Origin of the sequence: Moorena sp. SIO3B2, assembly GCF_010692525.1 — a bacterium.
In the GTDB taxonomy this organism is placed as follows: domain Bacteria; phylum Cyanobacteriota; class Cyanobacteriia; order Cyanobacteriales; family Coleofasciculaceae; genus Moorena; species Moorena producens.
In genome coordinates, this window is the sequence record NZ_JAAHHE010000211.1 from 1 (window position 1) to 8,886 (window position 8,886).

Here is an 8,886-nt window from a genome sequence, read left to right on the forward strand (position 1 = left end):
TCAACCTTCAACCTTCAACCTTCAACCTTCAACCTTCAACCTTCAACCTTCAACCTTCAACCTTCAACCTTCAACCTTCAACCTTCAACCTTCAACCTTCAACCTTCAACCTTCAACCTTCAACCTTTAGTTACAATTGTTCCAGGTAACTCAACAGGTCTGCCATATCTCTAGTTTGAGGTTGAAACTTAGGCATTGGTGGTGTTCTACCACTAATCACTTGCTGAATCAGACTCACGTCAGACTTTCTCTTAGAGATACTCACTAGACTTGGTCCTACATGACCATCCCCTTTGGCTCCATGACACCCGGCACAGTTGATTTGAAAAATGGCATCACCTCGGACTGGATCACCGTTGAGGGACAAAACCTTTTGTACATAAGGATCCCAATCCTGCATCATGGGAATTCCGATCAGGCTAAGACTTATAGCAAGCAAAGCGACTAGTACTATCAAGGTGACTCGCCGCACTAGAACTCTAGGTTGGACAAGCTGGTTTTCCAATGGGTCTCCTGTCAAGTTGACTATCAATAAAGCGCTTGTAATCTCGATAAAACTGAACCATTGATTAAGTTGTGTTAAGCAATGATAAGTAAATACTTAGACTAAGTATTATTTTTGTTTATAAACATAGCTTAAAATTTATGGAGTCATTAATCAAGATCTTGTCGTGTATTTGTATTATATGCTACACTATGTCTTAACCATATACCTGATACTAGCGGAATAGATCGATGGTATACATTTTGGTATATAAGCTGGGATATAGGTAAAAGTATTCAACCCAAGTCAGGGCTTAGGTCATGAGGTCAGAACCTCCTGAGTGTGACTGAGCAATCTCAACCCATGGAACTCAGGATGGTTGATAAATAACTGTTTCACCACCAGCAGCACCCTAAGGTTGATCAGAGCTAGTAATATGAGAAACAGGTAAAAAAACTTAATTAGGAGACTTAGTGTGGTAGAACCGTTGCTTGTTGGGATTGTCCTTGGCTTAATACCTGTTACTCTATTGGGACTGTTTTTTGCTGCCTATATGCAATACCAACGGGGTAATCAACTTGGGGGTTAGTTTTTCCTTCCCAGAGCTGATCAACCACTGACCATTACCAAACCCCTGACCTAAACCAATGGGCAATAGAAGGTCAAGGCAGTATTGCCATAGACCTTCTGGCGACAAATTTCTAAATTGGGGATTGGTTTTGGTTGCCAGTAGTTAGAGCTATGCTCAACAGCTAACTCACCATGGGTGTCGAGGAGCTGGTATTGAGCGATCGCATCTAACACTGGCTGGTACAAATCACTAGCGTAGGGGGGGTCAAAATAAATGTGGTCAAACTGCTGAGGAGCCAAGGTTTTCAATCGCCTGACCACATCCCCTTGCAACACCCGAAATTCTTGCTGCGGCTGAGCCATCTGTTGCCAGTTCTGACGAATAATTGAACAAGCTTTTGCCCATTTGTCAATCCCTACCACCAAAGCAGCTCCCCGACACAGAGCCTCAGCCCCCATTGAACCACTACCAGCACATAAATCCAGCCATCGGCAATTCCCTACACTGCCTTGCCAAATATTAAATACTGCCTCCCGCACCCGTGCTGGTGTCGGGCGGGTAATTTGTCCTGGCAAAGTTTTCAGTTGGCGATTGCCGTAAATTCTCATCCAAACACAGGACAGTGGGGAGCGTGCTGATTACATCAGTAGTAGTAGCATAATTTTAGAATAAGAATAATTTTCAGGCTTTGGTGACAAGTGTACGATCATGGCAGTAACTCTTGACCTGAGCCACGAAATTAGACAAAATTTGCAGTCCTGTAGTAGAAGACTTTTCCGGGTGAAACTGTACTGCTACGACATTATTGTAAGCGATCGCAGCCGTCACGGTTTGACTCCCATGAGTAGTAGTTGCGGCTCGAATCATAGGGTCAACTGGGTCAACATAATAAGAATGGACAAAATAGACTCGCGGATTGCCTGATAAATGCTGCCAAAGGGTACAATCCGGTTGAGTAAACTCTAGCTGGTTCCAACCCATATGGGGAATCGTAATACTTGGTTCTCGACGAAAGCGCCGCACTGTCCCAGGCACAATCCCTAATCCAGGTTCTGTGCCTTCTTCACTTGCCTCAAACAGAATTTGTAAACCTAGACAAATACCTAAAAAGGGTTTACCGCTGGCAATGGCTTGTTTAATCGGTTGCTCCAGGTTACGCGATCGCAAATGTTGTATCGCTGGGTCAAACGCCCCCACTCCCGGTAGTACCACCGCATCCGCCTGTTCTATATCTGCTGCTAAATCTGTCACTTTGGTAGTTGCACCAGCTTTCTGTAACCCTTTACAGGCAGAGTGCAGGTTCCCCATGTCGTAGTCTACAACCGCAATTACTGGCATTAACCTGCTTTCCCTTACATTGAACTATTGAAGCTCTTTTTATTCTAATTGGTTCTGTTGGATGAACAAAAAAATCCTCTTGACATCCTTTCAAACCTGGTTACCCGATCAGGTATCTAACTCCTCTGATGATTTATTAGGGAAAATTGCTCAAACCAATGATTTATCTGCTTCCCTGACTTTTCTAAGACAGTTGCCCGTCGATATTGCCGAAGCTAGTGCTCAGGTAATTGCCACAATTGATCAAATACAACCCGATGGGATTATTTGTTGTGGAATGGCGAGTAAGCGGCACAAATTAACTGTGGAATCCTGTGCTACTCGTGAAGATGCCTGCCTTCAAACCCCAGTGAACTTAGAGCAACTAATAGCTGCCTTGAGTGGATGTGAGATTAGCCATGATGCTGGTAAATTTGTCTGCGAAGGACTCTATTACGAAGTGTTGAAGTATCTTGGAGAGCATCACCTCAATACTTCTTGTATCTTTGTTCATGTCCCTGTGCTGAATCCAGAGAATTTGCCTGGTATCTTGGCTGATTTTAGGATAATTTTGGAACAAATGGCACAATAGACTTTGCCGCATTTGTCGGTAACTTCAGATCCGGGAACTTCCGATCAGCACAGAATAATTGAGAAAAACACTATCACGAAAGCAATGCAGCGCCTTAATGAGAGGGTTTCCCCCACTCGCGCTTTGCATCAAGACAATACATTGACAAGAAGCCTAATCAAGACAACCTTCAACCTTCAACCTTCAACCTTCAACCTTCAACCTTCAACCTTCAACCTTCAACCTTCAACCTGCCAACCTTCAACCTGCCAACCTTCAAATTTAAACAAATACAAACTCTTGTTAAGAAATATTGATGCTTATAGCAGTATATATTAATACAGGTAAACAGAGCTTACGCAATTCAGCCATCGACACACTACCTGTATGGGTTAAAGGGTAACTGTTAACACCACCTGTAGAGTTCTTGCGTAAGCCCTGCATCAGCTGTTTCGGTGCTCAATATTGATTATAGGACTGATTGAAAAACTTTTCCCTCGGCAATATTACTGAAGTTGGTTACGCTAATTAGCTCAAGTCATCTGTCTTAAGTTAGGGTTAGCTCCTCAAGTCCCTTCCTGGCTTAAGTTCTGATCTTGATTTTTCAATAAATATTGACAATATTGGTTCAATCAGACTATAATTATCAGATTTATAGAAAAAGATATCCACAGGGAACTTAGGCTCGCGCTCTACGACTCCCGCTGTGCTACTCGCTCTGTGCGACGCTCACTAGCTAGTACTCACTAGTAGAATCGCGCTTGTAATTGTACTTGTGTAGATGCTGTAGATGCTAAGCAATTACATTGGTGGTACTTAGGGTAGTACTTCTGGTGGTACTTCCAATGCAATTGCTCCGAGTAAACCCTTACGAAAATCCCCCAATAGTTGCCGCGCTGTACGTTCGATGTTTCCCTGATAGCGATAGTCGGCTAAACCATGTAAGTAATCTTCAGCGGTCAATGGGTTTGGGTCTAGTTGGTACCGCTTTTCTAAAGAAGACTTTAATAAAAGAGTGTACTCCTTCATCTTATCTAAATCTTTCAGGAATGCAACCAGTGCTGTTGCTACCCGTTGGTTGTCGTAAGATGCTTCACCAATGTCATCACAGATAGCTAACTTGAGCGCCTGCTGCTGATTGTTTAACTTGGCAGGAATAACACCAGGAGCATCAAGTAGTTCAAGTTGGTCAGAAATACGTATCCAACGCAATTGGCGTGTCACACCGGGACGACGAGCACTCTCTACCACACGACGTCCCAAAAGTCGATTAATTAAAGCAGATTTACCGACATTGGGAAATCCAATTACCACAGCTCGGACAGGACGAGGTCGCATTCCCCGTGAGCGCCTACGTCGATTGATTTCCTCCCCAGCTGTCTGGGCTGCTTTAGCCACAGCGCGGATACCCTTACCCTGTTGAGCATTAGTGAAATAGGGGATATCCCCTTGCTTTTGAAACCACGATTCCCAAAGTTGGCGCATCCTTGGGTCAATCATATCCACCCGGTTGATCACTAACACCCGAGTTTTATTACCCACCCACTGGTCGGTTTGAGGATGATTGGTCGAGAGGGGAATCCGAGCATCCCGCACCTCTAATACCACATCCACTCGCTTCAACTGTTCCTTGAGTTCTCGCTCGGCTTTGGCAATGTGTCCGGGATACCACTGGATTGTCATTAGTCATTAGCCATTAGTCATTAGTCATTAGCCATTAGTCATTGGTCATTAGTCATTGGTCATTCGTTAATTGAAAATTGACCATTGACAATTGACAATTAACGGGCAAGCAATTTTAGTGAACCAATGACTAAGCACAACTTATGGGACAATCAATACTGGGCAAGGGGACAAATTAATCACTCGATCGGCCACGCTATTAGGTATACCTTCCTCTGTCAAGCCTGGCCCCCGAGAGCCCATCACAATTAAATTTGCCCCAATTTCGTCAGCCACATCGCAGATCACGAAGGCAGGCTTTCCTTCCCGCTCCACGGTTTTGGCTTCAATGCCTTCCTGAGCAAATAATGCTTTGGCACCGTTAAGCAGTTCTTTTACTGCCTCAGGGGATGTCATTGCCTCGGGAGCAGCTGCTGTAGCCTGGCCAGGGTCAGGTTTTTCAACCACTGACAGCAGATATAGATTGCTGCTGTACTTTTTCACTATGTTCCCAACAACCTCAGCAGCTTCACGGCTTTCTCGACTTGAGTCAATTGGAAATACAACGGTATTGAACATATCACAGATTTCCTCCAGGATCCGGACTCCGGTAAAATGTGAACGGTCTTAACAAAAGAATACCTTTTGTCCTGGTCATTCAGCTGGTGACTTACCAGTTAATGTACAGCGAACTCTCTGAGGTCAAATCATCCGGCAACACGGCTGATAGTCAGGGATTAGCAGGCAATAGCAATTAGGAGATTAATACTGTGTCCAAGAAAAGTGTAGCCAATTTAAGTGAATCAGATTTAGCCGGAAAAACGGTATTGGTCAGAGCAGACCTGAATGTACCCCTGGATGACAATGGCACCATCACCGATGATACTCGCATTCGTGCTGCTTTACCCACTGTTCAAGATTTACTTAAGAAAGGGGCAAAGGTAATCCTGTGTAGCCACTTGGGACGACCCAAGGGACAAGTGAAGGAAAGCTTGCGTCTAACCCCCGTTGCTGAGCGTCTTTCAGAACTTCTGGGTCAACCGGTGACCATGTGTAAAGACTGTGTTGGAGACGAGGTGGCTGCCCAAGTTGGTGCTTTGGAAAATGGTCAGGTGGCTTTACTGGAAAATCTCCGCTTCCACGCTGGAGAGGAAAAGAATGACCCAGAATTCACCAAACAGTTGGCATCCCTTGCTGATTTGTATGTCAATGATGCTTTTGGCACAGCCCACCGGGCTCATGCCTCTACTGAGGGAGTCACCCATTACCTGAGTCCTTCTGTAGCTGGGTACTTGATTGAGAAGGAACTGCAGTATTTACAAAACGCTGTAGAAAATCCTGAAAAGCCTCTAGCTGCAATTATTGGTGGCTCTAAGGTGTCCAGTAAGATTGGGGTGATTGACACTCTACTCGAAAAGGTCGATAAACTGCTAATTGGCGGTGGGATGATTTTTACCTTCTACAAGGCCCGTGGTATGAGTGTGGGTAAGTCCCTGGTGGAAGACGATAAGCTGGATTTGGCGAAATCTCTAGAAGCTAAGGCAAAAGAGCGCGGTGTAGAATTGCTGTTGCCCACCGATGTGGTCATCGCAGATAATTTTGCCCCTGATGCTAATTCCCAGACTGTCAGTATTGAAGCTATTCCTGATGGCTGGATGGGTTTGGATATTGGTCCAGATTCTGTGAAGGTGTTTCAGGAGGCTTTGGCAGATTGCAAAACTGTAATCTGGAATGGTCCGATGGGAGTGTTTGAGTTTGATCAGTTCGCTAAGGGGACAGAAGCGATCGCAAACTCTATGGCTGAGCTGACCAAGACAGGTGCATCTACCATCATTGGTGGTGGTGACTCAGTAGCTGCCGTGGAAAAAGTTGGTGTTGCTGACCAAATGAGCCACATTTCCACCGGTGGTGGTGCCAGCCTTGAGTTACTCGAAGGCAAGGTTTTACCTGGAATTGCTGCTTTAAATGATGCCTAACTAGAGTTTTTTAAAGCATTGTTTTAAATCCTAGTTTTACATAGGGAGATAGCATTGCTGTCTCCCTATTTAGCATTGTCTTGATGGGAAGATTGTTTGGTTTACGATCAATCAGCATTGGTTTTTATGATCTATTTGGAAATGCAAGATTGGGACTAAAGCTGATAGCTGATAGCTGATAGCTGATAGCTGATAGCTGATAGCTGATAGCTGATAGCTGATAGCTTCAATTAAACCTATTCCCAACTTTGGAATTGATTCATCCAAGCTGTAATCTGATCACGGCGAGTTTCAAAGGTAGCGGCAATCCAGATAAACCCAATTCCCACAAACAGCGCTACCACCCATTTAGAAAATGGATAATCAAAGCTAAAAATCAGTAGTTGGTAGATCGCATTAATTAAAAATGTTCCAGTCCCAACATAAATAAATGCTCTTACTTTCATCGCTAATCCAGCAAAAATTAGCACTACACTAATTCCCCCAGTTAATAACCCAAGCCATTGAGCAGTCCAAAAGGAAACTAAACAAATAATACTAGTCCCGATTAACCGGAGATTGTGACGTATTTGTTTTTGGGGGGGTTCACTTAGATAGGGATCGACTTGGGCAATATAGAGTAAGGATAAACTCAAGGGGAGAACATACCAAAGAGCAGCAGTTAAGTGTAGTTGTCCAAACCAACGGAGCAACATCCAGTCAATTACTACTACACTGATAAAGGTAAACCGAATTTGCTGATTAACAATAGCGAGAATAATATAGAAAGCTGCGATAATCACCAAACTAGCTAAATTACCGCTATAGGGATTTTCTGCAATGGCAATCAAGGGGATTAAGAAAGCAGCGATTTGCCAAGGACGTTTTGACCAACCCCAATTTTCCCAAGGTAGGAAATACAGAAAGTAAGCGACTAAGGATGCGATCGCACCTTTCCAAGGCACTAATGGTCCGGATAACAGACGCGCCACAGGGGTATTTATCCAATACAGCCGCATCCCCCATGCTTCAGCAAAACCTAAATAAACCCAGATTTCTCCAAGCTGGCGATTAAACCGATTCCGTCCTTGAGAAATAGCATAGATAACTAAAAACGCGCCAGTACTAAATCCCAGCATCATGGCGGATTCAATGGGTTCAGTTGTTGCTGCTATCAACAAACAACTACTCCATACCCAATGGAGATCGGAAATAACCTTTAGTTCTTTGGGGGTAAAATGTAGATATCCTTTCAGCCAAGGAGACAATACCCGATAGGCGTACATGATACTAGTGCCAAGCACGGCCATTATAATCAATCCATCCCCTTTTGCTCCTCCTCCTAATTGGGATAATTGATATAACAACAGTTGATAGGCAGAAACCGATACTCCAAATAGCGCAAGGTAAATTAGAGGTTTAAATTCTGCACGGCGACGCCCTACCCCAATGGCAATTATTGCTAGGGCAAAAGACAATAAACCTGTCCAATTGGTAAAGGTTCCCCAACTTAAGACCGGTCCTAAGCTACCGTATAGTAGTGGAATAATATGCCAGCTACTAGGTATTTTGTCGAGATTAGATCGGCGTCGCCACCAATCTCCTAAAAGTTGAGCAATTAGTCCTAATACTGTATTGGCAACGGCTAAATTGATCAGTGGATGGTCTAATAAGCCCAGGGCTTCTGTAGTTAACAGTTCTACACTCCAACCAATCCCATAAATAGCCCAGTTGGATGGATAAGGAAAACTGCGATACGCGATCGCTCCTAAGGTCACTGCATTTACGATGAGCATAAACCATGTTGGTGACCCAAACCCAATGTAGACTATCAGAGAATAACAAGTCAGCAGAATTAGCTGAAAAATAAACAGTGCGATCGCCCACCCATCCATTGCTTGTGCATACAGTTTTGGGAGGTTAGTTTGTTGAAGGTTAGTTTGTTGAAGGTTAGTTTGTTGAAGGTTAGTTTGTTGAAGGTTAGTTTGTTGAAGGTTGGCTTTTTGAAGGTTGGTTTGTTGATTTGAAGTTTTAAATTGTGATTGGTTATCCTGTATCTTGCTAACACGAAGTAACCAGCTTCGCGATAACCATAAGGTTAAAATAGCGATCGCTCCAACAACCCACCAATCTTGTCCGGACGGTTGGGGAAAGCTAGGGATGCCATCCCAAAGCAAGAATCCGATTAAGCTGATGCCGCATCCTACGGTAATTGCTGCTGATGTTAATTGCTTTAAATAGCGGGTGTTAACCAACATCAGTGCTGTAGCGGACGCTAAACTGATTAACCGCATTCCTGGTATTCCTAGGATCAGCAATTGGGATA

Annotated in this window: 10 protein-coding genes; 4 read left to right on the plus strand and 6 right to left on the minus strand. The window is 44.0% G+C overall.

Annotated elements, in window-relative coordinates; genetic code table 11:
- Positions 1–130 precede the first annotated feature (130 nt).
- Entirely contained in the window at positions 131–505 is a 375-nt protein-coding gene (locus tag F6K38_RS28005; protein WP_044495179.1) for a c-type cytochrome, read from the minus strand.
- A gap of 454 nt (positions 506–959) precedes the next feature.
- On the opposite strand from F6K38_RS28005, the gene petG reads away from it, so the two are divergent.
- Positions 960–1,073 (plus strand): cytochrome b6-f complex subunit V, encoded by a 114-nt coding sequence (gene petG, locus F6K38_RS28010; protein WP_070395274.1) that lies wholly within the window; start codon positions 960–962, stop codon positions 1,071–1,073.
- Positions 1,074–1,123: 50 nt separating this feature from the next.
- On the opposite strand, the gene rsmD is transcribed toward petG, so the two are convergent.
- Together rsmD and hisH are read right to left on the minus strand one after the other, a co-directional pair.
- Complete coding sequence (rsmD, locus tag F6K38_RS28015; protein ID WP_008189583.1) at positions 1,124–1,663, minus strand: 16S rRNA (guanine(966)-N(2))-methyltransferase RsmD; 540 nt, start codon at positions 1,661–1,663, stop codon at positions 1,124–1,126.
- A gap of 73 nt (positions 1,664–1,736) precedes the next feature.
- Positions 1,737–2,393 carry an imidazole glycerol phosphate synthase subunit HisH gene (gene hisH / locus F6K38_RS28020; protein ID WP_008189584.1) on the minus strand — a complete coding sequence of 219 codons (657 nt, stop codon included), beginning with the start codon at positions 2,391–2,393 and terminating at the stop codon, positions 1,737–1,739.
- Between the two features lie 61 nt (positions 2,394–2,454).
- Between hisH and F6K38_RS28025 the strand changes: the two genes are divergently transcribed.
- Both F6K38_RS28025 and F6K38_RS28030 read left to right on the plus strand, forming a co-directional pair.
- Positions 2,455–2,964, plus strand: a complete 510-nt coding sequence (locus tag F6K38_RS28025; RefSeq protein ID WP_008189586.1) for a pyroglutamyl-peptidase I family protein — start codon at positions 2,455–2,457, stop codon at positions 2,962–2,964.
- Positions 2,965–3,048: 84 nt separating this feature from the next.
- Positions 3,049–3,282: a hypothetical protein gene (locus F6K38_RS28030; protein WP_287358347.1), complete on the plus strand. Its 234-nt coding sequence runs from the start codon at positions 3,049–3,051 to the stop codon at positions 3,280–3,282.
- A gap of 477 nt (positions 3,283–3,759) precedes the next feature.
- Here the strand turns inward: F6K38_RS28030 and ylqF are convergent, their stop codons facing one another.
- Both ylqF and F6K38_RS28040 read right to left on the minus strand, forming a co-directional pair.
- A complete protein-coding gene (gene ylqF, locus F6K38_RS28035) occupies positions 3,760–4,626 on the minus strand; it encodes a ribosome biogenesis GTPase YlqF (protein WP_008189588.1) in 867 nt (288 codons plus the stop codon).
- A gap of 141 nt (positions 4,627–4,767) precedes the next feature.
- On the minus strand, positions 4,768–5,184 hold the full coding sequence (locus F6K38_RS28040; protein ID WP_008189589.1) for a universal stress protein: 417 nt from the start codon (positions 5,182–5,184) through the stop codon (positions 4,768–4,770).
- 191 nt (positions 5,185–5,375) lie between these two features.
- Here F6K38_RS28040 and F6K38_RS28045 point away from each other — a divergent pair, with 191 nt between their 5' ends.
- A complete protein-coding gene (locus F6K38_RS28045) occupies positions 5,376–6,581 on the plus strand; it encodes a phosphoglycerate kinase (RefSeq protein ID WP_008189591.1) in 1,206 nt (401 codons plus the stop codon).
- 236 nt (positions 6,582–6,817) lie between these two features.
- Here F6K38_RS28045 and F6K38_RS28050 read toward each other — a convergent pair.
- The coding region (locus F6K38_RS28050) for a pentapeptide repeat-containing protein (RefSeq protein WP_287358349.1) at positions 6,818–8,886 on the minus strand (2,069 nt) is incomplete at its 5' end.

What these genes read in the sequence shown, in the direction of transcription:
- rsmD (WP_008189583.1), bottom strand. Translation starts at nt 1,663, where the DNA reads ATGAGAATTTACGGCAATCGCCAACTGAAAACTTTGCCAGGACAAATT.
- F6K38_RS28040 (WP_008189589.1), bottom strand. Translation starts at nt 5,184, where the DNA reads ATGTTCAATACCGTTGTATTTCCAATTGACTCAAGTCGAGAAAGCCGT.
- F6K38_RS28025 (WP_008189586.1), top strand. Translation starts at nt 2,455, where the DNA reads ATGAACAAAAAAATCCTCTTGACATCCTTTCAAACCTGGTTACCCGAT.
- hisH (WP_008189584.1), bottom strand. Translation starts at nt 2,393, where the DNA reads ATGCCAGTAATTGCGGTTGTAGACTACGACATGGGGAACCTGCACTCT.
- ylqF (WP_008189588.1), bottom strand. Translation starts at nt 4,626, where the DNA reads ATGACAATCCAGTGGTATCCCGGACACATTGCCAAAGCCGAGCGAGAA.
- F6K38_RS28030 (WP_287358347.1), top strand. Translation starts at nt 3,049, where the DNA reads ATGCAGCGCCTTAATGAGAGGGTTTCCCCCACTCGCGCTTTGCATCAA.